Genomic DNA, 24,406 nt, shown 5'->3' on the forward strand with positions numbered 1-24,406 from the left:
TCGCGCCGCCGCCGGTCACGGTTGGACTTGGACGGTCGCAATCGTGCGGTCCAGGTGGTGCAACTCCACCTCGACGTTGCCGGGCACGTCGGCGCTGAACTGGAACGTCTGGTTGGGCGCGGCCGCCACCTGGAACTTGCGGTCGGGCGTCGAGTGCACGTGCAGCTCGTCGGCGGCGTCACTGGTCACCTTCACCGTGATCGGCTGGTGCACCTTGGCCTGCAGGGCGGCATTGGTGGGAGTCACCTGCCCCTTGGCGATGGTGACATCGATCGTCGGGCCCGCGCCGGCGGGCTGCGACTGGTTATGTGAACCGCCGCAAGCGATCAACCCCCACGCCAGCGCCGCCACCCACGCCGCGGTCAGGGCGCTACGGATTCCCATCGATCACGCCGCCTGGGGGGTGCCGGGCACGGTGTGCTTCTCCTCCTCCGGCCGCTTGGGCAGGGTGTCGTAGTTATTGATCCGGCCGGCGCCCCAGGTCAGGGCGGTGATCACCATCAGCGTCAGGAACAGCACGACGATCCCCCCGGCGGTGAACAACCAGGCTGGCGCGCTCTGATCGCGTTCGCGCTGCAGGATGGTGACCTCCAGGACGAACGGCCGCGTGCTGGTCGCGAGCGCGGGGACCTCGGGCGCCGGGATGGCGTCGTCGGCCGGCTCGTAGATCGGCACGGCCGTCATCGTCCGGCCGTCCTGCAGCCGCAACAGCGTCTTCCAGTCTCCCCACACCGGGACCGGCTGGGTGGACCGATAATGCCCCGGCCCAACCTTGGCGAGCTTGTCGATCATCAGGCCACGGTCGTTCTGCATCCGCCCCTGCCAGGACAGGATCGTCAGCCAGTCCGGGTGGTCACTGACCATGGTCGTCGGGGAGATCATCACGTCGGCCGACACCATCCGCTGCCCCGCAGGGCTGGGGAGATCCGTCAACGTCACCGTGGCGGTGTTCTGGCCCGGCACGAGGATGTGCAAGCCGTTGGCCACCGCGACGCCGATCACCAACACCGCCGCCGCCACCACCGAGATGCCGACCCCGCGGCTTGGCAGGCGCTGGCCGGTGAGGACCACGCCGAATAGCGCGCCGCATACCCCGGTCAGCGCCGCGACGGGCACCGACATCGCCAGCGCCTCGCCCCACATGCTGGTCGGCCACGGGTAGTGGTACACCGCCCCGATCCACAGCGATTCCAGCCACAGCCCCACCGTGGCGACCGCGAGGCCGGAGACGGCGCCGAAGGCCACCGGACGCTTGATCAACGGGGTCAGCGCCACCAGCTCGACGACGAGGGCGGGACCCAGGTACAGCGGGAACCAGTTGATCGGGGCGCCCAGGATGGGGCCAACCACCACCGCAACCGCGCCGCGCAGCGCGATGGCGAACAGCGCCGCGATGATCGCGGCACCGCGTCCCATCGTCATGCGGGCAGCGACGGCCGCCAGCGCGGACGCCGCGGCGATCAGCATCGGCTGAAACACCAGCCGGAACTGCGGGACCCCGAAGTCGAACTCGATCTGGTAGACGGACAGGCCGATGAACAGCCCGCCGAAGGACAGGTAACGCAGGAAGGTGATGAAGGCGCCGTGGGTTACCTCATCGGCTTCGTGCGCCTCGCCTTCACGCTCCAGCATCAGCACCGAGAAGAGCGAGAAACACGCCCCGCCGATCATCATCAAATGCGTTGGGCCCCAGAGAGTTACGTCTTGCCCAAAGATCCGGTGCCAGATGTCGTCGAGCGGGAACCCGATCATCGCGTACATCCCGCAGCCCGCCATCAGCAGGCCACCGACGGGCGCGTGCCAGTTGCGCGTGATGCGCACCGACGCGGGGCCGGGCTTGTCGAACGGCAGCACGACCGAGACCATGCCGGCGACGAAGATTCCGAACAGGCCGATGATGATGAAGTAGTGCGCGGGGTTGGCCAAGGGGCCGGGGTCGCGCCCGTTGCCGATGTGCCAGCTGACGTCCCAGATGAACCCGAACAGGGCGCAGATGATGAACGTCGTGAAGATGAGGACCGGAAGCGCCACCCAATTGGGCCGGTGGAACTTCTCGCCCAGCTTGTCGGCGACCCGGGTCAACCACTCGATCCGATGGGTGCGGTGGGCATAACCGACCCACAGCATGACCGCGGCGATCACTACCGCCGCGACCGACAGCCCGATCACCTGGTTCAGGCCGGCGCCGCGCGCCGGTGCCTCGGCAACGAAAGTGAGTTCCGCCGATTTCATCGTCAAACCCTCCCAACAGCGCCCGACCGCCTGGCGAGCTGTGATCCAGCTCGCAGGAAGCGGAATGCCCAAATCGGCGGCCGGTCAATCACCGATTTCGTCGGTGCCCTGCGCGGAGTCCTCCTCGTCGCCGGGGGAGCGGCGGTCCTTGAGCGCGATGTAGAGGATCACGCCGACGACGATGATCGCCGGCAAGAAGGCCGGGATCGCCAGCAGGATCATGTGGTGAGCCACATACGCGACGTGCGGATCGGTCATTGTGGTGAGATACCCCGGCGGACGGCATGTTCTGCGGCCGTTACCCTACTTTGAACACTTTTTATTCAAGCTGCCACCACCGTGGGCAGGGGGGCCGCGTGCGCGGCCACCGATGATGCAGGGGAGTACGGGTGACTCAAGCGGCAACTCGACCGGCCACCGGCGCCAACGACGCAGACATCCTGGCGGTTGCCCGCGAACAGGTACTCGAGCGCGGCGAGGGACTGAGTCGCGAGCAGGTGCTGCAGGTGCTGCAACTGTCCGACGACCGGCTCGACGACCTGCTGGCGCTGGCCCACGAGGTGCGGATGCGCTGGTGCGGGCCCGAGGTCGAGGTCGAGGGCATCATCAGCCTGAAGACCGGCGGCTGCCCGGAGGATTGTCATTTCTGCTCGCAATCGGGGTTGTTCGCCTCGCCGGTGCGCAGCGCGCGGCTGGACATTCCCAGTCTGGTCGAGGCCGCCAAGCAAACCGCGAAGTCGGGTGCCACCGAGTTCTGCATCGTGGCCGCCGTCCGTGGGCCCGACGAGCGGTTGATGGCCCAGGTCGCGGCCGGCATCGAGGCGATCCGCAACGAGGTCGAGATCAACATCGCCTGCTCGCTGGGGATGCTGACCACCGAGCAGGTCGAGCAGCTGTCGGCGATGGGTGTGCACCGCTACAACCACAACCTGGAGACCGCCCGCTCGTTCTTCACCAACGTGGTGACCACCCACACCTGGGAAGAGCGCTGGCAGACCCTGTCGATGGTGCGCGACGCCGGCATGGAGGTGTGCTGCGGCGGCATCCTGGGCATGGGCGAGACGCTCGAGCAGCGCGCGGAGTTCGCCGCCGAACTGGCCGAGCTGGGGCCCGACGAGGTGCCGTTGAACTTCCTCAACCCGCGGCCCGGGACGCCGTTCGGTGACTTGGAGGTGCTGCCCGTGGCCGAGGCGCTGAAGTCGGTCGCCGCCTTCCGCCTGGCGTTGCCGCGCGCGATGCTGCGATTCGCCGGGGGCCGCGAGATCACCCTGGGTGACCTGGGCGCCAAGAAGGGCATCCTGGGCGGCATCAACGCGGTGATCGTCGGGAACTACCTGACCACACTCGGCCGCCCGGCCGAGGCCGACCTGGAACTGCTCGACGACCTGCAGATGCCTATCAAGGCGCTCAACGCCACCCTGTAGGAAACTTGGCGACTGTGGTTCGGGATCTGGGCGCTCCGGTCAGCGCCGGCGTCTACAACGTCTACACCGGGGAATTGGGGGGCACCGCAGTGCCGACAGCGGCGCAGTTGGGCCTCGAGCCGCCCCGGTTCTGTGCGGAATGCGGACGCCGGATGATCGTGCAGGTCCGACCCGACGGCTGGCGGGCGCAGTGCTCGCGGCACGGTCGGGTCGACTCCGTCGACCTGGAGGCCCAGCGATGACAGAGCCCATGGAAGGTCGGGACACGCCGCCGGCCGCGACCGCCCCGCGTAAGCCGCCGGTGCGCGCCATCGCCGTCGCCGGGCTGGGGTCCGCGGCGGCCGGTGTGTTGGCCGGCGGGCTGTGGGCGTGGATCGCCCCGCCGATCCACGCCGTGGTGGCGCTCACGCGGGCGGGTGAACGGGTCCACGACTATCTCGGCACCGAGTCTGAGCACTTCTTCGACGCGCCGTGCCTGATGCTGGGGCTGCTGACCGTGCTGGCGGTGGTGGCGCCCGTGCTGGGGTGGCAGTGGCGCGAGCACCGCGGCCCGGGGATGGTCGCCGCGCTGTCCGCCGCCCTGTTGACCGCTGCTGCGGCCGCGACGGCTACCGGGGCCGCGCTGGTCCGGATCAGCTACGGCGCATTGAACTTCGACGCGGTGCCGTTGTCCAAAGGCCCGTCGGTGGCGTACGTCGTCCAGGCGCCCCCGGTGTTCTTCGCCCAAAACCCGCTGCAGGTCGCGCTGACCCTGCTGTGGCCCGCCGCTATCGCCGCGCTGGTGTATGCGGTGCTGGCGGCCGCCGACGCCCGCGACGACCTGGGCGCCCTTCCGCCGGGCGACCAGCCTTCCGAAGCGCTGCCGGTGGGAGCAGGGGGTGCCGCCGAAGCGGCCGTGTCATAGCGGACGGCGGTGAATGCTCCGGCCGAAGATGACCTTGGCGGCGATCTTGGCCAGCCGGGCCATCCCGACGTAGGTCATCGGATGGAACATCGTCGGCCAGGTGGTCCGGATGAGGTGCTCGGTCAGGGGGCGGCGGTCGAACCGGTCCGTGAGCCAGCGCAGCGTCATCGGCGCCGACAGCGGGTGTAGCAGCATGTGCTCGTTGAACGCGTCCCGGTGGTAGGTCACCTGGGCGCCGCCGGCCGAATAGGCGTCGGCGAGCACGTCGATGTCTTTCACGTCGATGAGGTAGTCGTGGACGGCCTGCACGATCAACACCGGCGGCGTCGGCACGGCCACGCCCAGCTTGATGTTCTCGAAGACGTGCATCACCTCGGGCGTCGACAGGATGCTCTCCAGCGGCTCGTCGAGGTAGTCGCCCATGTTTTTGCCGGCCATCCGGACGACCGCCTCCACGGTGGTCATCTTCTCGAGCGACTCGAGCAGGGCGCGCCCCTCCTCGTTGCTGTGCTCCTTGATCACCCTGTCCAGCTCGGGGTAGATGTGGGCGAGCGCGGCCACCACCAGCGCGGGCAGGCCCGATAGGAAACCGCCGTTGAGCCTGCGGAAGGTGTTGCCCAGATCCCCGACCGGTGATCCCAGCACCGCCCCGACGATGTCCAGTTCGGGCGCGTAGTCGGCGCACACTTCGGCCGCCCAGGCACTGGCCAGCCCGCCGCCGGAGTACCCCCACAGCCCGATCGCCGCCTCCTGGGAAAGCCCGAGGCGTTCCGAACCCAGAGCGGCCCGGATGCCGTCCAAGACGCGATAGCCGGGCTCGTACGGCGCGCCCCACAGGCCCTGCAGCCCCTCATGGTCCGGCACGGAGACGGCCCAGCCCTCGGCGACGGCGGCGGCGATCAGGAAGAACTCGAACTGACCGATCGACCCGAGGGCCTTCGCCCGGCGCCGCAGCGCGTAGGACGGGAAGCAACGGGACGACACGGCGTCGATCGCGCACTGGTAAGAAAGCAGCGGGCACGGGCGTTCCGGCGCGAGCTCGGCCGGGACGATCACGGTGGTCGCCGCCGCCTCCGGCTCGCCGTTCATGTCCATCGTCCGGTAAAGCAGCTGGATGGCCTTGACCGGCTGCGGGATCAAACCCAAAAACGCCAGTTCGACGTCGCGCGAACGCAGCACCGTCCCTGGTTCGGCGTGCTGGAAGCCCAGTGGCGGCTGGTAGAACGGGTCGTCCGAGGGCAGCAGCGGGCGTACTTTGCGCTGCAGTTCCTCGTGCGGCGGCCGGGCGATCCACTCCGCGCCATGCGTGCCTGCCAGATTGCCGAGCTCAGCCATTGAGGCTCCCTTCTAGGCCATCCGGCATTGTCGCGCACGAACGGCAGGTAACCAAAACGTAATCGCCGCACTGTGAGCGAATTCCTGCCGGGGCGTGCAGAGCCGGACGCGCCACTGGCACCAATTTGCGATCGCGTCACCCGAAGACGCTTTCCGCGAGCCTAGCCGGGGGGTCGTAACGCGGCGAATTCATCGGTGATCCGCAGTCGGGAGTCGGTGAAGTGGTACAGGGCCGCCGGCCGCCCGCCGCTGCGGCCCGACTGCGCGATGGTGCCGGTCTGGCTGATCACGCCGCGGCGGACCAGCACGCGTTGCAGGTTCGTCGCATCGACTTGGTAGCCGAGCGCGGCGCCGTAGATGTCGCGGAGTGTAGAAAGCGCGAATTCCTTTGGGGCCAAGGCGAACCCGAGGTTGGTGTAGGACAGCTTGGCGATCAGCCGGGTGTGCGCGTGCGTGACCATCGGCTCGTGGTCGAAGGCCATCGGCGGCAGGCAGCTCACCGGATGCCAGCGGGTGTCCGGCGGTAGCTCGGGGGTGGCGGGGGAGGGCACCAATCCCAGGAATGTCGACGCGATCACCCGGGCGCCCGGCACCCGGTTCGGGTCGGAGAACACCGCCAGCTGTTCCAGGTGCGCGAGCTCTTTCAGGTCCACCTTCTCGGCCAGCTGTCGCAGCACCGAGGTGGTCATGTCCTCGTCGTTGCGCAGCTGCCCGCCGGGCAGCGACCAGGCGCCGCGCTGCGGATCCTTGGCACGCTGCCATAACAGCACGTTAAGCTGCGGTTTTTCCGTCGGGCGGCCCTTCGTAACCTGCTCGGTGACATGGCGAACCTGGAATACGACCGCGAGCACTTCGTGGGCGGTGTTACCATGGACCATGTTTTCGATTATAAGTCGAAAACCTCCTGGGCTGAAAGGAGCCGCCGTGACGGTTATAAATCGCATGGACACGCTCGCCGAAGACATGATGGCCGACGTCACGAATTCACCCGCCGGTTACGCCGGTGTGGAGGGTGACGAGCAGTGGGCCGCCGAGATTCGCCGACTGGCGAAGCTGCGCGGCGCCACGGTGCTCGCGCACAACTACCAGCTGCCCGCCATCCAGGACGTCGCCGACCACGTCGGGGACTCACTGGCGCTGTCGCGGATCGCCGCCGAGGCGCCCGAGGACACCATCGTGTTCTGCGGGGTGCACTTCATGGCCGAGACCGCCAAGATCCTCAGCCCCGACAAGACGGTCCTCATCCCGGATCAGCGGGCCGGCTGCTCACTGGCCGACTCCATCACCCCCGACGAGTTGCGCGCCTGGAAGGACGAGCACCCCGGCGCCGTCGTCGTCTCCTACGTCAACACCACCGCCGCCGTGAAGGCGCTCACCGACATCTGCTGCACCTCGTCCAACGCGGTCGACGTGGTCGAGTCCATCGACCCCGACCGGGAGGTGCTGTTCTGCCCGGACCAGTTCCTCGGCGCACACGTGCGCCGGGTGACCGGCCGCACGAACATGCACGTGTGGGCCGGTGAATGTCACGTGCACGCCGGGATCAACGGCGACGAGCTGTCCGAGCAGGCGCGGGCGAACCCCGACGCCGACCTCTACGTCCATCCCGAATGCGGTTGTGCCACTTCGGCGTTGTACCTCGCCGGCGAGGGCGCCTTCCCGGCGGATCGGGTGAAGATCCTGTCCACCGGCGGCATGCTCGACGCGGCGCACCAAACCCAGGCCCGCAAGGTGCTGGTCGCCACCGAGGTCGGCATGCTGCATCAGCTGCGCCGGGCCGCCCCGCAGGTCGACTTCCGCGCGGTCAACGACCGGGCGTCCTGCAAGTACATGAAGATGATCACGCCCGCGGCCCTGCTGCGCTGCCTGGTGGACGGGGCCGACGAAGTCGATGTCGACCCGGAGATCGCGGCGGCGGGCCGCCGCAGCGTGCAGCGAATGATCGAAATCGGTCAGCCGGGCGGCGGCGAATGACCGTCCGCCCCTCCTGGACCCACAGCGCCGACGTCGTCGTCATCGGTACCGGTGTCGCGGGATTGGCCGCGGCGCTGGCCGCCCATAGCGCCGGCCGCAGCGTCGTCGTGCTGAGTAAGGCCGACCAGGCGAAGGGTGGCACCGCGACCCATTACGCGCAGGGCGGCATCGCGGTGGTCTTGCCCGACAACGATGACTCGGTGGAGGCCCACGTCGCGGACACCCTGGCGGCCGGCGCCGGCCTCTGCGACCCCGACGCGGTGTATTCCATCGTCGCCGACGGGTACCGGGCGGTGTCCGAATTGGTCGGTGCCGGAGCGCGATTCGACGAGGCATACCCGGGCTGCTGGGACGTGACGCGCGAGGGCGGGCACTCGCGGCGGCGGATCGTGCACGCCGGCGGCGATGCCACCGGAGCCGAGGTGCAGCGGGCGCTCGACCACGCCGCGGCCCGGCTGGACATCCGCGCCGGCCATGTGGCGCTGCGGGTGCTGCACAACGATGCCGCCGTCACCGGGGTCCTGCTGGGCAGCGTGGACGGCTACGGAATCATCAACGCGCCCGCGGTGATCCTGGCCTCCGGAGGTCTCGGGCACCTCTACGGCGCGACCACCAATCCCGAGGGCTCCACCGGTGACGGAATCGCGCTGGCACTGTGGGCCGGCGTCGCGGTCAGCGACCTGGAGTTCATCCAGTTCCATCCGACGATGCTCTTCGGTGGGAGCGGCGGCCGGCGCCCGCTGGTCACCGAGGCCATCCGCGGCGAGGGCGCGATACTCCTTGACCGGCAAGGCAATTCGGTGACGGCCGGTGTTCATCCGATGGGCGATCTGGCGCCGCGTGACGTCGTCGCCGCGGCCATCGACACCCGGTTGAAGGCCACCGGCGACCCGTGCGTCTTCCTCGACGCGCGCGGCATCGAAGGTTTCGCGACCCGGTTCCCGACAGTGACCGCCGCCTGCCGCGCAGCCGGCATCGACCCCGTCCGTCAGCCCATCCCGGTCGTGCCGGGGGCGCACTACAGCTGCGGCGGCGTCGCCACCGATGTGCACGGCCAGACGGAATTGCCCGGCCTGTTCGCCGCCGGCGAGGTGGCGCGCACCGGACTGCACGGCGCCAATCGGCTGGCGTCCAACAGCCTGCTGGAGGGCCTGGTGGTCGGTGGCCGCGCCGGGAAAGCCGCGGCCGCGCACGCGATGGCGGCCGGGCGCGTCAGGGCTGTCGAGCCCGAGCCCATCGCCCACACCGCCCCGGAACGCGGCGCATTGCAGGCCGCGATGAGCCGCGACGCCTCGGTGGTGCGCGACGCCGCCGGGCTGCACCGCTTGTCCGAGACGCTGTCGGGGGCGCGGGTGCGCCCCATCGCCGGCCGCCGCGACTTCGAGGACGTCGCGTTGACCGTCGCCGCCCGCGCGGTGACCGCCGCGGCCCTGGCCCGCAACGAGAGCCGGGGCTGCCACCATCGCGCCGAATACCCGGACCCCGCACCGGAACAGGCCCGCAGCAGCGTGCTGCGGCTGGCCGACGACCACAACTCGGTGCTGGTGGAGGCGCTGGCGGCGGTGGGCTGATGATGCTGCCCGACGAACGAAGCGCCGCTCAGGACACCATCCGGCGCGGTCTGGAAGAGGACCTGCGCTACGGCCCCGACATCACCACCCTCGCGACGGTGCCCGCCGGTGCGGTGGCCACGGCGTCGATGGTGCCCCGCGAGCCGGGCGTGATCGCCGGCGTCGAGGTCGCGCTGCTGGTCCTCGACGCCGTCCTCGCCGGGGGCTACGAAGTGGTGCACAGCGTCGAGGACGGCGCCCGGCTGCAGCCGGGCGAGCCGATGCTGACCGTGCGCGCGGACGCCCGCGGCCTGCTCACCGCCGAGCGGACCATGCTGAACCTGGTGTGTCACCTGTCGGGCATCGCCACCACGACGGCGGCCTGGGTCGAGGCCGTGGAGGGCACCAAGGCCAAGGTCCGCGACACCCGCAAAACCCTGCCCGGGCTGCGCGCGCTGCAGAAGTACGCGGTGCGGGTCGGCGGCGGCGTCAACCACCGGATGGGGCTCGGCGATGCGGCGCTGATCAAGGACAACCACGTGGTCGCCGCGGGCTCGGTGGTGGACGCGCTGCGGGCGGTGCGCGACGCGGCGCCGGATCTGCCGTGCGAGGTGGAGGTGGACTCCCTCGAGCAGCTGGACGAGGTGCTGGGCGAAAAGCCGGAACTGGTGCTGCTGGACAACTTCCCGGTGTGGCAGGCGCAGATGGCCGTGCAGCGTCGCGACGCGCGCGCCCCCGCCGTGCTGCTCGAGGCCTCCGGCGGGCTCAGCCTGGAAAACGCCGCCACCTACGCGGCAACCGGGGTGGACTACCTGGCCGTCGGCGCGCTGACGCACTCGGTGCGCGCGCTCGATGTCGGCCTGGACATGTAAGGGTCCTAGCCGCGCAGCAGCGTGCGCGCGGCCGGTTTGGCGGCGTCGAGCGCGCCGGCGTCACCGGAGATCCTGGACAGGATCAGCGCTCCCTCGATCAGCGAGATCACGGCCAGCGCCACCCGTTTCGCCTCGGCCGCCGACCAGCCGTCGGAGCACAGCCGCTGCTCGACCGCCGCACACCAGCCCCTGAACGCGCGGGCCGACGCGTCGCGCACCAGCGGGCTGGCGTTCACCGACTCGGTGGCGATCGGCTCGATCGGGCAGCCGTCGCGCCGATCGCCGGCCAACCCCGCGGCGAGCAGATCGATCCAGCGGTCGACGATGTCTGCCGCCGGCCGGCCCGTCGCCAGGAACCGCCGCAGCAGTTGTTCGATGCCGGCGCCTTCGGTTTCGACGACCGCCGCGGCCAGCTGTTGTTTGCCCTGTGGGAAGTGGTGATACAGCGAACCGGGCTTGACGCCGGCTTCCTCGAGGATCTGGTTCAGGCCTGTCGCCGCGTAGCCCTGGCGGCGAAACAGCGTGGCGGCCCTATCGATCAACGCGGTGCGGCTGCGGTCGGGTCTCGGCACACTATTGACTTTACTTGAGTGATCACTCAAGAATGCAGAGATGAGGCAGCTGACGTACGAAGACACCGGGCGATACGCGTGGCGTGAGCTGCCCGAACCCCAGCTCAGCGCTCCCGAGCAGGCGCTGGTCCGGCCGCTGACGGTGGCGTGTTGCGACCTCGACGTCGCGGTGTGCAATGGGCGGCTGCCCTTGCCGCCGGGGTACGCGGTGGGCCACGAAGGATTGGCCGAGGTCGTCGCCGTCGGCGATGAGGTCAGGGGCGCCCGGGTCGGCGACCGCGTCGTGGTGCCGTTTCAGATCAGCTGCGGGGCCTGCCGCGAATGCCGCCGCGGCGTGACCGGTTCGTGCAGCGTAGTGCCATTGATGGCGGCCTACGGGATGGCACCGATCGCCGGCCTTGACGGCGGCGGCTTTATGTCGGATCTGGTGCTGGTCCCGTACGCCGACGCGATGCTCATCCCGTTGCCCGACGCCGTCGACCCCGTCTCCATCGCGTCCCTGTCGGACAACATTCCCGACGGCTGGCGCACCGTCGGGCCGTTTGGGGCAGAACTGGAGGCACTGGATCCGGTCGATCGCCGCGTCCTCGTGCTCGGACGGCTGTCGATCGGCCTGTACTCGGCTGCGATCGCCGCGGCGCTGGGTGCTCACGTCGACTACGTCGACACCGACCCGCAGCGGCTGGCCGCCGCCGAGAAGCTCGGCGCGGTGGTCCACGACGCCGCCAAACCGGACAAGTCTTGGGGCTCTTACCCGGTCACGGTGCACACCACCAGCGATCCGGCGCTGTTAGCGGCGACACTGCGCGCGACCTGGCCGGACGGCGTGTGCACCGACACCGGGATCTACCCCGAATACAAGGTCGAGATGCCGCTGCTGCCGATGTACTCGCGCGGCGTCCGGTTCATCACCGGACGCGTCAGCGCGCGCACGGTCATCCCGCGCGTGCTCGAACTGCTCGCGGGCGGTCTGGACGTGTCGCCGGCCGTCGACCGCGTCGTCGCGTGGGAAGACGCCCCATCGGCCTGGCCGACGATGACCGGCAAGACGGTCTTCACCAGGGCGTAGACCGCTCGAGTGTGCGTCCAGGGCGTTGAGTGTGCGCCCAGGGCGCTCTCCAGCGGCGTGTCGCCACCGTGAGCGCACGCCCAAAAGCGCGCCGCGCCTCAGGCGATGTCGCCGACGAAAACGCCGATCCGCCGGAGCTGCATCCGGGCCATCCGCGGCAGACGTTCGGCGTCGGGGCCCTCGGAACCGGCCGGCAGGATCCGCGGATTGGTGATGTGCACCACGCGGTTGCGGCTGAACGCTACGTCGGCCTCGCCGGCCGCCAGCACGTTCTTGACCCAGTTCGTCTTGCCGTGGCCCAGCGCGATCGCCAGCACGTTTCCCTTGCGATAGGGGGTGATGACCGTCTCGTACGGCGTGCCGGAGGTGCGGCCGCGGTGCTTGATGGTCGCCGTGCCGGGCAGAAAGCGGGCGATCGGCTTGACCGCCGGGTTGAAATACTTGATCTGAAAGCGCTCGAACCAGGGCGGGAACACCATCGGGACGCCCTGGGCGTTGTTGGGGTGATCCTTCGCGGACATGACGGCTCCCTGCGTTGTGTGGGCTTTCCACGGGCACTGTACCGGGCGGATATCCACTTGAGTTGCTCTGGGACAATGGAGGCAATGAGTACCGCTTCAGCACCCGTGATGGCCCGCATAGACCTGCGGGGCGTCGAGCTGACGGCTGCCCGATTGCGGACCGCGCTCCCGCGCGGCGGCGCCGACGTGGAGAGCGTGCTGCCCAAGGTGCGGCCGATCGTGCAGGCCGTGGCCGAGCGCGGCGCCGAGGCGGCGCTGGAATTCGGGGCGTCGTTTGACGGTGTGCGGCCCGCGGCGGTCCGGGTCCCCGAATCGGCTCTGGAAGCGGCGCTGGCCGGCTTGGAACCCGACGTCGTGGACGCCCTGCGGGTGATGATCGAACGCACCCGCGCGGTGCACGCCGACCAGCGCCGTGCCGACGTCACCACCACGCTCGGCCCGGGCGCGACGGTCACCGAGCGGTGGGTGCCGGTCGAGCGGGTGGGCCTGTACGTGCCCGGCGGCAACGCGGTGTACCCGTCCAGCGTGGTGATGAACGTGGTGCCCGCGCAGGCCGCCGGCGTCGACTCGCTGGTGGTGGCCAGCCCGCCGCAGGCTCGCTTTGACGGCCTGCCGCATCCGACGATCCTGGCCGCCGCCCGGCTACTCGGGGTCGACGAAGTGTGGGCCGTCGGCGGCGCGCAGGCGGTGGCGCTGCTGGCCTGCGGCGGCACCGACACGGACGGCTCCGAGCTGGCGCCGGTCGACCTGATCACCGGGCCCGGCAATATCTACGTCACCGCCGCCAAGCGGCTGTGCCGCTCGCGCGTCGGCATCGACGCCGAGGCCGGGCCCACCGAGATCGCCATCCTCGCCGACCACACCGCCGACCCGGCGCACGTGGCCGCCGACCTGATCAGCCAGGCCGAGCACGACGAGATGGCGGGCAGCGTGCTGGTGACCCCGAGCGAGGACCTGGCCACCGCGACCGACGCCGAGGTGGCCGCCCAGCTACGCACCACCGTGCATCGCGACCGGGTGACCGCCGCGCTCGGCGGCCGCCAGTCGGCGATCATCCTGGTCGACGATCTCGACGCCGCCATCCAGGTGGTCAACGCCTACGCCGCCGAGCACCTGGAGATCCAGACCGCCGACGCGCCGGAGATCGCAAGCCGAATACGTTCGGCCGGAGCCATTTTCGTCGGTCCGTACTCGCCGGTGAGCCTCGGCGACTACTGCGCCGGATCCAATCACGTGCTGCCCACGGCGGGCTCGGCGCGGCATTCCAGCGGCCTGTCGGTGCAGACCTTCCTGCGCGGCATCCACGTCGTCGACTACACCGAGGCCGCCCTCAAGGACGTCTCGGGACACGTGGTCACGCTGGCCAAGGCCGAAGACCTTCCGGCGCACGGCGAGGCGATCCGGCGGAGGTTCGAGCGATGACCGAAAACCCCACGCTGGACGACCTGCCCCTGCGCGAGGATTTGCGCGGCAAGTCACCTTACGGCGCACCACAACTGGCCGTCCCGGTGCGGCTGAACACCAACGAGAACCCGCACCCGCCCAGCCGGGCGCTGGTGGACGATGTGGTGCGGTCGGTGGCCGAGGCGGCCGCCGACCTGCACCGCTATCCCGATCGCGACGCGGTGGACCTGCGCCGCGATCTCGCCGGCTACCTCACCGCGCAGACCGGCGTGCAGCTCGGGGTGGAAAACGTGTGGGCCGCAAACGGATCCAACGAGATCCTGCAACAGCTGCTGCAGGCATTCGGCGGGCCCGGGCGCACCGCGATCGGGTTCGCCCCGTCCTACTCGATGCACCCGATCATCGCCGGCGCCACGCGCACGGAATGGCTGGAGGGTGTCCGCGCGGACGACTTCAACCTCGACGTGGACAGGGCGGTCGCCGCCGTCGCCGAACATCAACCCGATGTGGTCTTCCTAGCCAGCCCGAACAACCCGTCCGGGCAGAGCGTTTCGTTGCCGGCTCTGCGGCGGCTGCTCGACGCGGTGCCGGGAATCTTGATCGTCGACGAGGCCTACGGTGAGTTCTCCTCCGAGCCGAGTGCCGTCGGGCTGGTGCGGGAGTATCCGACCAAGCTCATCGTCACCCGCACCATGAGCAAGGCGTTCGCCTTCGCCGGCGGGCGGCTCGGCTACCTGATCGCCACGCCCGCGGTGATCGACGCGATGCTGCTGGTCCGGCTGCCGTATCACCTGTCGTCGGTCACGCAGGCCGCGGCCCGGGCCGCGCTGCGGCACGCCGACGACACCCTGAGTAGCGTTGCGGCGCTGATCGCCGAACGGGAACGGGTCACAACCGCCCTGACCGGCATGGGTTTTCGCGTGATCCCCAGCGATGCGAACTTCGTACTGTTCGGACAATTCGCCGACGCCCCGGCCGCCTGGCAGCGCTACTTGGACGCCGGCGTCCTGATCCGCGACGTCGGGATTGCCGGCTACCTGCGGGCCACGACCGGACTGGCCGCAGAGAACGACGCGTTCCTGCGGGCCAGCGCCCAAATCGCTGCCACCGAACTGGTCCCAGCCACCCCAGTAGGAGCCCCGTGACCACTATTGCGACTCGGCGCGCGCGTATCGAGCGTCGCACCAAGGAATCTGACATCGTCATCGAGCTCGACCTCGACGGCACCGGGCAGGTCCACGTCGACACCGGCGTGCCGTTCTACGACCACATGCTGACGGCGCTGGGGACCCACGCCAGCTTTGACCTGAACGTCCGCACCAAGGGCGACGTCGAGATCGAGGGCCACCACACCATCGAGGACACCGCCATCGCGCTGGGGCAGGCGCTCGGCCAGGCCCTGGGCGACAAGCGGGGCATCCGCCGGTTCGGCGACGCCTTCATCCCGATGGACGAGACGCTGGCCCACGCCGTCGTCGACGTGTCCGGCCGGCCCTACTGCGTGCACACCGGTGAGCCGGATCACCTGCGGCACACCACCATTGCCGGCAGCTCGGTGCCCTACCACACCGTGATCAACCGGCATGTGTTCGAGTCGCTCGCCATGAACGCTCGCATCGCGCTGCACGTGCGCGTCCTGTACGGGCGCGACCCGCACCACGTCACCGAGGCGCAGTACAAGGCGGTGGCGCGCGCGTTGCGTCAGGCCGTCGAGCCCGATCCCCGGGTGTCGGACGTGCCGTCCACCAAAGGTGTTCTGTGACAAAACCATCCGTCGTGGTCCTGGATTACGGCTCGGGCAACCTACGGTCGGCCCAGCGCGCGCTCGAGCGGGCGGGCGCATCGGTCGAGGTGACCGCCGACGCCGATGCGGCGGCCGCCGCCGACGGGCTGGTGGTGCCCGGCGTCGGGGCCTTCGAGGCCTGCATGACCGGCCTGCGCAGAGTCAAGGGGGACCGCATCATCGCCGACCGGGTCGCCGCCGGGCGCCCGGTGCTGGGCGTCTGCGTGGGCATGCAGATCCTGTTCGCCAGCGGCGTCGAATTCGGTGTGCAGACAACGGGTTGCGGCCAGTGGCCGGGAGAGGTCACCCGGCTGGATGCCCCGGTGATCCCGCACATGGGCTGGAACGTCGTCGACGCCGGGGAAGGCACCACCCTGTTCAAGGGGCTGGACGCCGACACCCGCTTCTATTTCGTGCACTCCTACGCCGCGCAGAACTGGGAGGGTTCGCCCGAGGCCGTGCTCACCTGGGCCACCCACCGGGTGCCCTTCCTGGCCGCCGTCGAGCAAGGGCCGCTGTCGGCCACCCAGTTCCACCCCGAGAAGAGCGGGGATGCCGGTGCGGCAGTGCTGCACAACTGGATCGAGGCACTGTGACGAACGGCTTGGGAGGAAATGTGTTGATCTTGTTGCCCGCGGTCGACGTGGTCGACGGCCGCGCCGTGCGGCTGGTCCAGGGCAAGGCGGGCAGCGAAACCGAATACGGCTCGGCGCTGGACGCGGCGCTGAACTGGCAGCGCGACGGGGCGGAATGGATCCACCTGGTCGACCTGGACGCGGCGTTCGGGCGCGGCTCGAACCGCGAACTGCTGGCCGAGGTGGTCGGCAAGCTCGACGTGCAGGTCGAGCTGTCCGGTGGGATCCGTGACGACGACTCGCTGGCCGCGGCGCTGGCCACCGGCTGCGCCCGGGTCAACCTGGGCACGGCGGCCTTGGAGAACCCCCAGTGGTGTGCCCGCGCGATCAGCGAGCACGGCGACAAGGTGGCCGTGGGACTGGACGTCCAGATCGTCGACGCACAGCACCGACTGCGCGGACGCGGCTGGGAAACCGACGGCGGCGACCTGTGGGAAGTGCTGGAACGCCTTGACGGCGAAGGGTGTTCGCGCTTCGTCGTCACCGACGTCACCAAGGACGGCACGCTGGGCGGCCCCAACCTCGACCTGCTGGCCGCCGTCGCCGAGCGCACCGACGCCCCGGTGATCGCCTCCGGCGGCGTGTCGAGCCTGGACGACCTGCGCGCGATCGCGACCCTCACCGACCGCGGGGTCGAGGGCGCCATCGTGGGCAAAGCCCTCTACGCCGGGCGGTTCACCCTGCCGCAGGCGCTGGCCGCGGTCGCGGGGTAGGGCCGTGGCGGACCTGGACGCGTTGGTGGAGAAGGCTTCGGCGATCCTCGACGACGCCACCGAGCCGTTCCTGGCCGGCCACCGCGCCGATTCGGCGGTCCAGAAGAAGGGCAACGACTTCGCCACCGACGTCGACCTCGCGATCGAGCGGCAGGTGGTCGGCGCGCTGGAAGAGACGACCGGCATCGGTGTGCACGGTGAGGAGTTCGGCGGCGCCGACGTCAACTCGGAGTGGGTGTGGGTGCTGGACCCCGTCGACGGCACGTTCAACTATGCGGCCGGATCGCCGATGGCGGGGATCCTGCTCGGCCTGCTGCATCACGGCGATCCGGTCGCCGGGCTGACCTGGCTGCCCTTCGTCGACCAGCGCTACACCGCGGTGGTGGACGGTCCGTTGATGAAAAACGGTGTCGCGCAGCCGCCGCTGGCCGACATCGACCTGGCCGACGCCCTCATCGGCGCCGGCTCGTTCAGCGCCGACGCGCGGGGCCGGTTCCCGGGGCGCTACCGGATCGCGGTGCTGGAGAATCTGAGCCGGGTCTCGTCGCGGTTGCGGATGCACGGGTCCACCGGACTTGACCTGGCCTACGTTGCCGACGGAGTCCTTGGTGGCTCGATCAGTTTCGGCGGTCATGTGTGGGACCACGCCGCCGGCGTCGCGCTGGTGCGGGCGGCGGGTGGTGTCGTGACCGACGTCCACGGTGAGCCGTGGAGCCCCGCGTCGGATTCCGCACTGGCCGCGGGCCCCCGCGCACACGCCGAGATACTCGAGCTCCTGCGCAACACGGGCCGACCGGAGGACTTCTGAGATGTCCACCGCTAATGGCCTTGCGGTGCGGGTGATTCCGTGCCTCGACGTCGACGCCGGACGGGTCGTCAAGGGGGTCAACTTCGAAAACCTCCGCGACGCGGGCGATCCCGTCGAGCTCGCGGCCGCCTACGACGCCGAGGGCGCCGACGAGCTCACCTTTCTCGACGTCACCGCCTCGTCGTCGGGCCGGGCGACCATGCTGGACGTGGTGCGCCGCACGGCCGAACAGGTTTTCATTCCGCTGACCGTCGGCGGCGGGGTTCGCACGGTGGCCGACGTCGACGTCTTGCTGCGCGCGGGGGCCGACAAGGTTTCGATCAACACGGCCGCGATCGCCCGGCCCGACCTGCTGGAAGAAATGGCGCGGCAGTTCGGCTCTCAATGCATCGTGCTGTCGGTCGACGCCCGCACGGTCCCCCCGGGATCGGTGCCCACACCCTCCGGTTGGGAGGTCACCACCCACGGCGGACGCCGCGGGACGGGGATCGACGCCGTCGAGTGGGCTTCCCGCGGTGCCGATCTGGGCGTGGGGGAGATCCTGCTGAACTCGATGGACGCCGACGGCACCAAGGCCGGGTTCGACCTGCCGATGCTGCAGGCGGTGCGCTCGGCGGTCACGGTGCCGGTGATCGCCAGCGGCGGCGCCGGCGCGGCCGAACACTTCGCGCCCGCCGTCGCCGCCGGGGCCGATGCGGTGTTGGCGGCCAGCGTCTTTCACTTCCGGGAGCTGACCATCGGCCAGGTGAAGGCCGCGATGGCCGCCGAAGGGATCACCGTGCGATGACGCTGGACCCACGGATCGCCGCGCGGCTGAAGCGCAACGCCGACGGCCTGTTCACCGCCGTCGTGCAGGAGCGTGGCACCGGCGACGTGCTGATGGTCGCCTGGATGGACGACGCGGCGCTGGCCCGCACGCTCGAAACCCGTGAGGCGACCTATTTTTCGCGGTCCCGCGGCGAGCAGTGGGTCAAGGGCGCGACGTCCGGTCACACCCAACACGTGCACTCGGTGCGCCTGGATTGCGACGGCGACACCGTGCTGCTGACGGTCGACCAGGTGGGCGCCGCCTGCCACACCGGCGACCACAGCTGCTTCGACGCCGACCTGCTGCTGGCGCCGGAGTCCTAGGTTGCTGCGGCCCGAGCGGGCGCCCCGGCACTAAATCGCGGTGCGACGCTGCCGCCGGGCGGCGGCCAGGAAGTCCACCCAGGACACCACGTCGGAGTGCTGCCTGAGCAGGGCGCGCCGCTGACGTTCCGTCATGCCGCCCCAGACTCCCCACTCGACCCGGTTTTCCAGCGCGTCGGCGCCGCACTCCAGGACCACCGGGCAGTGCCGGCAGATCGTCGCGGCCCTTCTCTGGGCGGCGCCGCGAACGAACAACTCATCTGGGTCGCCGGTGCGACAGAGTGCTTTGGAAACCCAGGCGTCGCGGTCCTCAATCTTCACACTGCGGAGATGATTTCGAATCGGACCGTTGGCGCCGCTTTCTGCGGTGGTTCGGGTAGCTAACACCGCTTCCCCCTTTGCTCCGGCCGCGCTGAGAGTTCAGCGTTCGGATATATGGTTGTCGTGACTTGTCGTGACTTCCCTCCGGCCGAGCCCGTGTAAACCCGAGGCGTGTTGGGACCTTATGAAACGCCGTCGGGCAACCGTAGGGGCTTTGGTCGCATACCTCCGAGGACTTTCGACTCAAAGGCGTCGCGGCATCACCGCCGCACGGGCCGAAAAATCAGGACCGAGGTCCGAAGTCGCCCGATCGCGAGCCGTGGATGAGAATGGCGGTCGATGTTGAGACGGGTGTCGTGGACCGCGGTCGTACCGCTGCTTGCCGTCGGCGTGCTGGCCGTGATCTGGGGCGAGAAGCTGGGCCCGGCATTGGTCGCGCTGGCGGCGGCGTTGCTCATCGGAGCCGTGCTGGCCGCGGTGCACCACGCGGAGGTGGTCGCGGCCCGGGTCGGTGAGCCGTTCGGCTCGCTGGTGCTCGCGGCCGCGGTGACCGTGATCGAGGTGGCGCTCATCGTCTCGCTCATGGCGTCCGGGGGCAACGAGGCCGCGACCCTGGCCAGGGACACCGTGTTCGCCGCGGCGATGATCACCACCAACGGCATCGCGGGGCTATCGCTGCTGCTCGGCTCGCGGCGCTACGGCGTGACGTTGTTCAACGCCGAGGGCAGTGGCGCCGCGCTGGCCACGGTTACCACGCTGGCGACGCTGAGCCTGGTGCTGCCCGCGTTCACCACCAGCCAAGTGGGCAGGGAGTTCTCCCCGGGCCAACTGACGTTCGCGGCGGTCGCGTCTTTGCTGGTGTATCTGGTCTTCGTCTTCACGCAGACGGTGCGCCACCGCGACTTCTTCCTGCCGGTCGCGCAGAAGGGCCAGAAGAAGCGGCTGTTCGAGGATGAAAGCCACGCCGAGCCGCCGAGCCGCGGCGCGGCGCTGGGCAGTCTGGGGCTGCTGCTGGTCGCCCTCGTCGCGGTGGTGGGACTGGCCGAGGAGGAGTCACCGGCCGTCGAGAGCGCGGTGACAGCGGTGGGCTTCCCGCAGTCATTCGTCGGCGTGGTGATCGCCGCGCTGGTGCTGTTGCCGGAGACCCTGGCGGCCGCGCGCACCGCGCGCCAGGGCCGCATCCAGACCAGCCTCAACCTGGCGTATGGCTCGGCGATGGCCAGCATCGGGCTCACCATCCCGGTGATCGCCCTGGCGTCCATCTGGCTCAAGGGACCGTTGGTGCTCGGCCTGGGCCCCATTCAACTGGTGCTGCTAGCGCTGACGGTCGTGATCAGCATGCTGACGGTCGTTCCCGGGCGCGCCACCCGGCTGCAGGGGGAGCTGCATCTGGTACTGCTCGCCGCCTACGTGTTCCTGGCGATCAGCCCCTAGGCGCTGACCGGCTGCGCAGTGTCTCCAATGCCTTGTCGGCGTGGGTGTCCATGCTGAACTCGCTGGAAATCACGTTCAGCACCGTGCGATCGGTGTCGATGACGAAGGTGGTGCGCTTGACCGGCAGCAGCTTGCCGAGCAGGCCACGCTTGACGCCGAACTGCGCGGCGACGGTGCCCTCGGTGTCCGACAGCAGCGGGTAGTCGAACTTCTGCATGTCGGCGAACTTGGCCTGCTTCTGCACGGGATCGGCGCTGATGCCGACCCGATTGGCGCCCACGGCGGCGAATTCCGCGGCCAGGTCGCGGAAATGACAGGCCTCCTTGGTGCAGCCGGGCGTCATCGCGGCGGGGTAGAAGAACAGCACCACCGGGCCGCCGGAGAGCAACTCGCTGAGCTTGCGCGGCGTCCCCGTCTGATCGGGAAGTTCGAAGTCCTCGACGGTGTCACCAGTATTCATGGGCGTCAGGCTACGCCCGATGGCCTGATCAGCCCATCTGCGAGGATGGTTCGGTGCACGCCCACCTCGCCGCGACGACCTCCCGAGAGGACTTCCGCCAGCTCGCAGCCGAGCACCGCGTGGTTCCCGTGACCCGCAAGGTGCTGGCCGACAGCGAGACGCCGCTGTCGGCCTACCGCAAGCTGGCCGCCAATCGCCCGGGCACGTTCCTGCTGGAATCCGCCGAGCACGGCCGATCCTGGTCGCGGTGGTCGTTCATCGGCGCCGGCGCGCCGTCGGCGCTGACCGTCCGCGACGGGGAAGCGGTCTGGCTGGGCGCCGTGCCGCAGGACGCGCCCACCGGCGGCGACCCGCTGCGCGCGCTGCGGGCCACCCTCGAGCTGCTGGCCACCGGCACCCTGCCCGGACTGCCGCCGCTGTCCGGCGGCATGGTCGGGTTGTTCGCCTACGACATGGTGCGGCGCCTGGAACGCCTACCCGAGCTGGCCGTCGACGACCTGCAGTTGCCGGACATGTTGCTGCTGCTGGCCACCGACGTGGCGGCGGTCGACCACCACGAGGGCACCATCACGCTGATCGCCAACGCGGTGAACTGGAACGGCACCGACGAGCGGGTCGACGAGGCCTACGACGACGCGCTCGCGCGCCTCGACGTGATGACCTCGGCGCTCGGCCAGCCGCTGCCGTCGACGGTCGCCACGTTCGACCGGCCCGAGCCGCGGTACCGCTCGCAGCGCACCGTCGAGGAGTACGGGAAGATCGTCGACTACCTCGTCGAACAGATCGCCGCAGGCGAGGCGTTCCAGGTCGTCCCCTCCCAGCGCTTCGAGATGGATACCGCCGTCGACCCGATCGACGTGTACCGGATGTTGCGGGTCACCAACCCGAGCCCGTACATGTACCTGCTGCATGTGCCGAATGGCAGTGGCGGGACGGACTTTTCGGTCGTCGGTTCCAGTCCGGAGGCGCTGGTCACCGTCACCGAGGGCTGGGCGACGACGCACCCGATCGCCGGCACGCGGTGGCGCGGGCAGACCGAGGAAGAGGATCAGCTGCTGGAGAAGGAACTGCTGGCCGACGAGAAGGAGCGCGCCGAGCACCTGATGCTGGTGGACCTGGGCCGCAACGATCTCGGCCGGGTCTGCTCGCCGGGCACCGTGCGCGTCGAGGATTACAGCCACATCGAGCGCTACAGCCACGTCATGCACCTGGTGTCGACGGTGACCGGGATGCTCGCCGAGGGCCGGACCGCCCTGGATGCGGTGACGGCCTGCTTCCCGGCCGGCACGCTGTCTGGCGCACCGAAGGTGCGGGCGATGGAGCTGATCGAGGAGGTGGAGAAGACGCGTCGCGGCCTCTACGGCGGCGTCGTCGGCTACCTCGACTTCGCCGGCAACGCCGACTTCGCGATCGCCATCCGCACCGCGCTGATGCGCGACGGCACCGCGTATGTGCAGGCCGGCGGGGGTGTGGTGGCCGACTCGAACGGGCCCTACGAGTACACCGAGGCCGCCAACAAGGCGCGCGCGGTGCTCAACGCGATCGCCGCCGCCGAGACGCTGACCGCCCCGGATACCGGCCGCCATGACTGAGGCCAGGCCGAGTCGGCGGGCCCGGCTGATCGTCGGGGTGGCCCAGGTGTTGCTGGTGCTTTCCGCGGCGGCGCTGTGGGCGGCGTCCCGGCTGCCGTGGGTGGTGATCCGGTCGTTCGACGGGCTGGGTCCGCCGCGCGAGGTGACGCTGTCCGGCGCGTCGTGGTCGACGGCGTTGTTGCCGATGGCGGTGCTCATGCTGGCGACGGCCGTGGCGGCGATCGCGGTGCGCGGCTGGCCGTTGCGCGTGCTGGCGGGGCTGCTGGCGGTGGCCAGCCTGGCGGTCGGATATCTCGGGGTCAGCCTGTGGGTGCTGCCGGACGTCGCCGTGCGCGGGGCCGATCTGGCGCACGTCGCCCTGATGTCGCTGGTGGGCAGCGAGCGACGGTATTGGGGAGCGGGCATCGCGGTGGCCGCGGCGGCGTGCACCCTGATCGCGGCCGTCCTGTTGCTGCGATCGGCCGGAGATTCCGGGTCGGCCCAGTTGAGCGCGGAAAAGTATGCGGCGCCGGCGACGCGCCGCTCAAATGCGCTACGCGAGGGCACCGATGGCGCGATGCTGGAGAAGCCGGAGACGCCGGAAATGTCGGAGCGGATGATCTGGGACGCGCTTGACGAGGGCTGTGACCCAACGCGTGACCCGACCGATCGGCCGCACGGCTCGGACACCGAGGGTCGGTGACGGGCCGCCAGCCGAGGGCCGCTACCCTTCATTCACGTCGTCGCGATCGACCGGAGTTCGTCAGGTAGGCCGTCGGGTGGCGATGGGTAACGGCGCGAAGGGAAGCAACAGGCATGAGTCCGGCTACCGTGCTTGACTCCATCCTCGAGGGAGTCCGGGCCGACGTTGCCGCGCGCGAAGCCCTCATCAGCCTGTCCGAAATCAAGGCCGCCGCTGCCGCCGCCGCGCCGCCGCGTGACGTGATGGCCGCCCTGCGCGAGCCCGGCATCGGCGTCATCGCCGAAGTGAAGCGCGCCAGTCCGTCGGCGGGATCCCTGGCGACCATTGCCGATCCGGCGAAACTGGCCCGGGCCTACGAGGACGGCGGAGCCCGGATCATCAGCGTTCTGACCGAGGAGCGCCGTTTCCACGGCTCCCTCGACGACCTCGACGCCGTTCGGGCCGCGGTCTCGATACCGGTGTTGCGCAAAGACTTTGTCGTGCAGCCATATCAGATCCACGAGGCCCGCGCCCACGGCGCCGACATGCTGCTGCTCATCGTGGCCGCGCTGGACCAGTCGGCCCTGGTGTCGATGCTCGACCGCACGGAATCACTGGGCATGACAGCCCTTGTCGAGGTGCACACCGAGGAGGAGGCCGACCGCGCGCTGAAGGCCGGGGCCAACGTAATCGGTGTCAACGCGCGCGATCTCGCCACGCTGGAGGTCGACCGGGACTGCTTCGCGCGGATCGCGCCCGGGCTGCCCAGTAACGTGATCAGGATCGCCGAGTCCGGCGTCCGTGGCACCGGGGACCTGTTGGCCTATGCCGGCGCCGGCGCGGACGCCGTCTTGGTCGGCGAGGGTCTGGTCAAAAGCGGTGACCCGCGCGCCGCGGTCGCCGACCTGGTCACCGCGGGTACCCACCCGTCCTGCCCGAAACCGTCCCGCTAGTCGTTAAGTCAGTTGAAGAGCCCCGGCGCTGAAACGTTGAACCCGATGAGCCGTCCCC

General features: G+C 69.9%; 28 protein-coding genes. 19 read left to right on the forward strand and 9 right to left on the reverse strand.

The features are described from left to right. Positions 1 to 15: 15 nt before the first annotated feature. From A5758_RS23220 to A5758_RS26115, 3 genes are all read right to left on the reverse strand, one after another. On the reverse strand, positions 16 to 384 hold the full coding sequence (locus A5758_RS23220; RefSeq protein WP_067204049.1) for a hypothetical protein: 369 nt from the start codon (positions 382 to 384) through the stop codon (positions 16 to 18). A 3-nt stretch (positions 385 to 387) separates the two neighbouring features. Next, positions 388 to 2,232, reverse strand: a complete 1,845-nt coding sequence (locus A5758_RS23225) for a hypothetical protein (protein WP_067204047.1) — start codon at positions 2,230 to 2,232, stop codon at positions 388 to 390. Positions 2,233 to 2,316: 84 nt separating this feature from the next. Further along, entirely contained in the window at positions 2,317 to 2,490 is a 174-nt protein-coding gene (locus A5758_RS26115; RefSeq protein ID WP_197503764.1) for a hypothetical protein, read from the reverse strand. 131 nt (positions 2,491 to 2,621) lie between these two features. Here A5758_RS26115 and bioB point away from each other — a divergent pair, with 131 nt between their 5' ends. From bioB to A5758_RS23240, 3 genes are read left to right on the forward strand one after another with little or no spacing between them, the layout of a single operon-like run. Beyond that, the gene (gene bioB / locus A5758_RS23230; protein ID WP_067204045.1) at positions 2,622 to 3,656 is read left to right on the forward strand and encodes a biotin synthase BioB; all 1,035 of its coding nucleotides are present in this window, start codon (positions 2,622 to 2,624) and stop codon (positions 3,654 to 3,656) included. A 14-nt stretch (positions 3,657 to 3,670) separates the two neighbouring features. Further along, on the forward strand, positions 3,671 to 3,898 hold the full coding sequence (locus A5758_RS23235) for a hypothetical protein (RefSeq protein ID WP_067204043.1): 228 nt from the start codon (positions 3,671 to 3,673) through the stop codon (positions 3,896 to 3,898). Continuing rightward, positions 3,895 to 4,560 (forward strand): DUF2567 domain-containing protein, encoded by a 666-nt coding sequence (locus A5758_RS23240; RefSeq protein WP_067744981.1) that lies wholly within the window; start codon positions 3,895 to 3,897, stop codon positions 4,558 to 4,560. Before A5758_RS23235 ends, A5758_RS23240 begins: the two co-directional genes overlap by 4 nt. Here the strand turns inward: A5758_RS23240 and A5758_RS23245 are convergent. Together A5758_RS23245 and A5758_RS23250 are read right to left on the reverse strand one after the other, a co-directional pair. After that, on the reverse strand, positions 4,555 to 5,895 hold the full coding sequence (locus A5758_RS23245) for a lipase family protein (protein WP_067204039.1): 1,341 nt from the start codon (positions 5,893 to 5,895) through the stop codon (positions 4,555 to 4,557). The genes A5758_RS23240 and A5758_RS23245 overlap by 6 nt on opposite strands. A gap of 161 nt (positions 5,896 to 6,056) precedes the next feature. Then, on the reverse strand, positions 6,057 to 6,773 hold the full coding sequence (locus A5758_RS23250; protein WP_067204037.1) for an NUDIX domain-containing protein: 717 nt from the start codon (positions 6,771 to 6,773) through the stop codon (positions 6,057 to 6,059). A 46-nt stretch (positions 6,774 to 6,819) separates the two neighbouring features. Here A5758_RS23250 and nadA point away from each other — a divergent pair, with 46 nt between their 5' ends. The 3 genes from nadA to nadC are packed head-to-tail and all read left to right on the forward strand — an operon-like array spanning position 6,820 to position 10,291. Continuing rightward, a complete protein-coding gene (nadA, locus tag A5758_RS23255) occupies positions 6,820 to 7,869 on the forward strand; it encodes a quinolinate synthase NadA (protein ID WP_067744983.1) in 1,050 nt (349 codons plus the stop codon). Further along, positions 7,866 to 9,440, forward strand: coding sequence for an L-aspartate oxidase (locus A5758_RS23260; RefSeq protein ID WP_067744990.1), 1,575 nt, complete (start codon positions 7,866 to 7,868; stop codon positions 9,438 to 9,440). Before nadA ends, A5758_RS23260 begins: the two co-directional genes overlap by 4 nt. Continuing rightward, entirely contained in the window at positions 9,440 to 10,291 is an 852-nt protein-coding gene (gene nadC, locus A5758_RS23265; RefSeq protein WP_067744993.1) for a carboxylating nicotinate-nucleotide diphosphorylase, read from the forward strand. Before A5758_RS23260 ends, nadC begins: the two co-directional genes overlap by 1 nt. 5 nt (positions 10,292 to 10,296) lie before the next feature. On the opposite strand, the gene A5758_RS23270 is transcribed toward nadC, so the two are convergent. Next, the gene (locus A5758_RS23270; protein ID WP_067744996.1) at positions 10,297 to 10,863 is read right to left on the reverse strand and encodes a TetR/AcrR family transcriptional regulator; all 567 of its coding nucleotides are present in this window, start codon (positions 10,861 to 10,863) and stop codon (positions 10,297 to 10,299) included. A gap of 40 nt (positions 10,864 to 10,903) precedes the next feature. Between A5758_RS23270 and A5758_RS23275 the strand changes: the two genes are divergently transcribed. Further along, positions 10,904 to 11,932 (forward strand): zinc-binding dehydrogenase, encoded by a 1,029-nt coding sequence (locus A5758_RS23275; RefSeq protein WP_067744999.1) that lies wholly within the window; start codon positions 10,904 to 10,906, stop codon positions 11,930 to 11,932. 98 nt (positions 11,933 to 12,030) lie between these two features. Here A5758_RS23275 and A5758_RS23280 read toward each other — a convergent pair whose 3' ends face one another. Beyond that, complete coding sequence (locus tag A5758_RS23280) at positions 12,031 to 12,453, reverse strand: nitroreductase family deazaflavin-dependent oxidoreductase (RefSeq protein WP_067745002.1); 423 nt, start codon at positions 12,451 to 12,453, stop codon at positions 12,031 to 12,033. Between the two features lie 105 nt (positions 12,454 to 12,558). On the opposite strand from A5758_RS23280, the gene hisD reads away from it, so the two are divergent. The 8 genes from hisD to hisI are packed head-to-tail and all read left to right on the forward strand — an operon-like array spanning position 12,559 to position 18,927. Beyond that, complete coding sequence (gene hisD / locus A5758_RS23285; RefSeq protein ID WP_156622764.1) at positions 12,559 to 13,875, forward strand: histidinol dehydrogenase; 1,317 nt, start codon at positions 12,559 to 12,561, stop codon at positions 13,873 to 13,875. Continuing rightward, positions 13,872 to 15,002: a histidinol-phosphate transaminase gene (locus A5758_RS23290; protein ID WP_067745008.1), complete on the forward strand. Its 1,131-nt coding sequence runs from the start codon at positions 13,872 to 13,874 to the stop codon at positions 15,000 to 15,002. Before hisD ends, A5758_RS23290 begins: the two co-directional genes overlap by 4 nt. Further along, the gene (hisB, locus tag A5758_RS23295; protein WP_067204021.1) at positions 14,999 to 15,619 is read left to right on the forward strand and encodes an imidazoleglycerol-phosphate dehydratase HisB; all 621 of its coding nucleotides are present in this window, start codon (positions 14,999 to 15,001) and stop codon (positions 15,617 to 15,619) included. The genes A5758_RS23290 and hisB overlap by 4 nt, the downstream gene beginning before the upstream one ends. Then, positions 15,616 to 16,236 carry an imidazole glycerol phosphate synthase subunit HisH gene (gene hisH / locus A5758_RS23300; RefSeq protein ID WP_067745012.1) on the forward strand — a complete coding sequence of 207 codons (621 nt, stop codon included), beginning with the start codon at positions 15,616 to 15,618 and terminating at the stop codon, positions 16,234 to 16,236. The genes hisB and hisH overlap by 4 nt, the downstream gene beginning before the upstream one ends. 20 nt (positions 16,237 to 16,256) lie before the next feature. Further along, complete coding sequence (gene priA, locus A5758_RS23305) at positions 16,257 to 16,988, forward strand: bifunctional 1-(5-phosphoribosyl)-5-((5-phosphoribosylamino)methylideneamino)imidazole-4-carboxamide isomerase/phosphoribosylanthranilate isomerase PriA (protein ID WP_067745015.1); 732 nt, start codon at positions 16,257 to 16,259, stop codon at positions 16,986 to 16,988. Between the two features lie 4 nt (positions 16,989 to 16,992). Further along, on the forward strand, positions 16,993 to 17,796 hold the full coding sequence (locus A5758_RS23310) for an inositol monophosphatase (protein WP_067209645.1): 804 nt from the start codon (positions 16,993 to 16,995) through the stop codon (positions 17,794 to 17,796). Position 17,797: 1 nt separating this feature from the next. Continuing rightward, a complete protein-coding gene (gene hisF, locus A5758_RS23315; RefSeq protein WP_067745018.1) occupies positions 17,798 to 18,583 on the forward strand; it encodes an imidazole glycerol phosphate synthase subunit HisF in 786 nt (261 codons plus the stop codon). Continuing rightward, positions 18,580 to 18,927, forward strand: a complete 348-nt coding sequence (hisI, locus tag A5758_RS23320) for a phosphoribosyl-AMP cyclohydrolase (RefSeq protein ID WP_067209639.1) — start codon at positions 18,580 to 18,582, stop codon at positions 18,925 to 18,927. Before hisF ends, hisI begins: the two co-directional genes overlap by 4 nt. A gap of 30 nt (positions 18,928 to 18,957) precedes the next feature. On the opposite strand, the gene A5758_RS23325 is transcribed toward hisI, so the two are convergent. Next, positions 18,958 to 19,314, reverse strand: coding sequence for a WhiB family transcriptional regulator (locus A5758_RS23325; protein ID WP_082939818.1), 357 nt, complete (start codon positions 19,312 to 19,314; stop codon positions 18,958 to 18,960). A 273-nt stretch (positions 19,315 to 19,587) separates the two neighbouring features. On the opposite strand from A5758_RS23325, the gene A5758_RS23330 reads away from it, so the two are divergent. Then, a complete protein-coding gene (locus A5758_RS23330; protein ID WP_067209636.1) occupies positions 19,588 to 20,682 on the forward strand; it encodes a calcium:proton antiporter in 1,095 nt (364 codons plus the stop codon). Here A5758_RS23330 and A5758_RS23335 read toward each other — a convergent pair. After that, positions 20,672 to 21,142, reverse strand: coding sequence for a peroxiredoxin (locus A5758_RS23335; RefSeq protein ID WP_067209633.1), 471 nt, complete (start codon positions 21,140 to 21,142; stop codon positions 20,672 to 20,674). The two genes, A5758_RS23330 and A5758_RS23335, sit on opposite strands and share 11 nt — an antisense overlap. A 53-nt stretch (positions 21,143 to 21,195) precedes the next feature. On the opposite strand from A5758_RS23335, the gene A5758_RS23340 reads away from it, so the two are divergent. The 3 genes from A5758_RS23340 (at position 21,196) to trpC (ending at position 24,348) form a co-directional block, all read left to right on the forward strand. After that, complete coding sequence (locus A5758_RS23340) at positions 21,196 to 22,734, forward strand: anthranilate synthase component I (protein WP_067745020.1); 1,539 nt, start codon at positions 21,196 to 21,198, stop codon at positions 22,732 to 22,734. Next, a complete protein-coding gene (locus tag A5758_RS23345; protein ID WP_067745023.1) occupies positions 22,727 to 23,416 on the forward strand; it encodes a TIGR02234 family membrane protein in 690 nt (229 codons plus the stop codon). Before A5758_RS23340 ends, A5758_RS23345 begins: the two co-directional genes overlap by 8 nt. A 113-nt stretch (positions 23,417 to 23,529) precedes the next feature. Continuing rightward, the gene (gene trpC / locus A5758_RS23350) at positions 23,530 to 24,348 is read left to right on the forward strand and encodes an indole-3-glycerol phosphate synthase TrpC (RefSeq protein ID WP_066953187.1); all 819 of its coding nucleotides are present in this window, start codon (positions 23,530 to 23,532) and stop codon (positions 24,346 to 24,348) included. Positions 24,349 to 24,406: the final 58 nt, after the last annotated feature.

Origin of the sequence: Mycobacterium sp. 852014-50255_SCH5639931 (genome assembly GCF_001665605.1) — a bacterium.
GTDB classification, from domain to species: Bacteria; Actinomycetota; Actinomycetes; order Mycobacteriales; family Mycobacteriaceae; genus Mycobacterium; species Mycobacterium paraffinicum.

Excerpts from the sequence above, each read along its gene's own strand:
- A5758_RS23280 (WP_067745002.1), bottom strand. The coding sequence starts at position 12,453 with ATGTCCGCGAAGGATCACCCCAACAACGCCCAGGGCGTCCCGATGGTG.
- hisI (WP_067209639.1), top strand. The coding sequence starts at position 18,580 with ATGACGCTGGACCCACGGATCGCCGCGCGGCTGAAGCGCAACGCCGAC.
- A5758_RS23245 (WP_067204039.1), bottom strand. The coding sequence starts at position 5,895 with ATGGCTGAGCTCGGCAATCTGGCAGGCACGCATGGCGCGGAGTGGATC.
- A5758_RS23275 (WP_067744999.1), top strand. The coding sequence starts at position 10,904 with ATGAGGCAGCTGACGTACGAAGACACCGGGCGATACGCGTGGCGTGAG.
- hisF (WP_067745018.1), top strand. The coding sequence starts at position 17,798 with ATGTCCACCGCTAATGGCCTTGCGGTGCGGGTGATTCCGTGCCTCGAC.
- A5758_RS23335 (WP_067209633.1), bottom strand. The coding sequence starts at position 21,142 with ATGAATACTGGTGACACCGTCGAGGACTTCGAACTTCCCGATCAGACG.
- A5758_RS23250 (WP_067204037.1), bottom strand. The coding sequence starts at position 6,773 with ATGGTCCATGGTAACACCGCCCACGAAGTGCTCGCGGTCGTATTCCAG.
- A5758_RS23220 (WP_067204049.1), bottom strand. The coding sequence starts at position 384 with ATGGGAATCCGTAGCGCCCTGACCGCGGCGTGGGTGGCGGCGCTGGCG.
- nadC (WP_067744993.1), top strand. The coding sequence starts at position 9,440 with ATGATGCTGCCCGACGAACGAAGCGCCGCTCAGGACACCATCCGGCGC.
- A5758_RS26115 (WP_197503764.1), bottom strand. The coding sequence starts at position 2,490 with ATGACCGATCCGCACGTCGCGTATGTGGCTCACCACATGATCCTGCTG.
- A5758_RS23225 (WP_067204047.1), bottom strand. The coding sequence starts at position 2,232 with ATGAAATCGGCGGAACTCACTTTCGTTGCCGAGGCACCGGCGCGCGGC.
- trpC (WP_066953187.1), top strand. The coding sequence starts at position 23,530 with ATGAGTCCGGCTACCGTGCTTGACTCCATCCTCGAGGGAGTCCGGGCC.
- A5758_RS23260 (WP_067744990.1), top strand. The coding sequence starts at position 7,866 with ATGACCGTCCGCCCCTCCTGGACCCACAGCGCCGACGTCGTCGTCATC.
- A5758_RS23240 (WP_067744981.1), top strand. The coding sequence starts at position 3,895 with ATGACAGAGCCCATGGAAGGTCGGGACACGCCGCCGGCCGCGACCGCC.
- A5758_RS23345 (WP_067745023.1), top strand. The coding sequence starts at position 22,727 with ATGACTGAGGCCAGGCCGAGTCGGCGGGCCCGGCTGATCGTCGGGGTG.
- A5758_RS23290 (WP_067745008.1), top strand. The coding sequence starts at position 13,872 with ATGACCGAAAACCCCACGCTGGACGACCTGCCCCTGCGCGAGGATTTG.
- A5758_RS23330 (WP_067209636.1), top strand. The coding sequence starts at position 19,588 with ATGTTGAGACGGGTGTCGTGGACCGCGGTCGTACCGCTGCTTGCCGTC.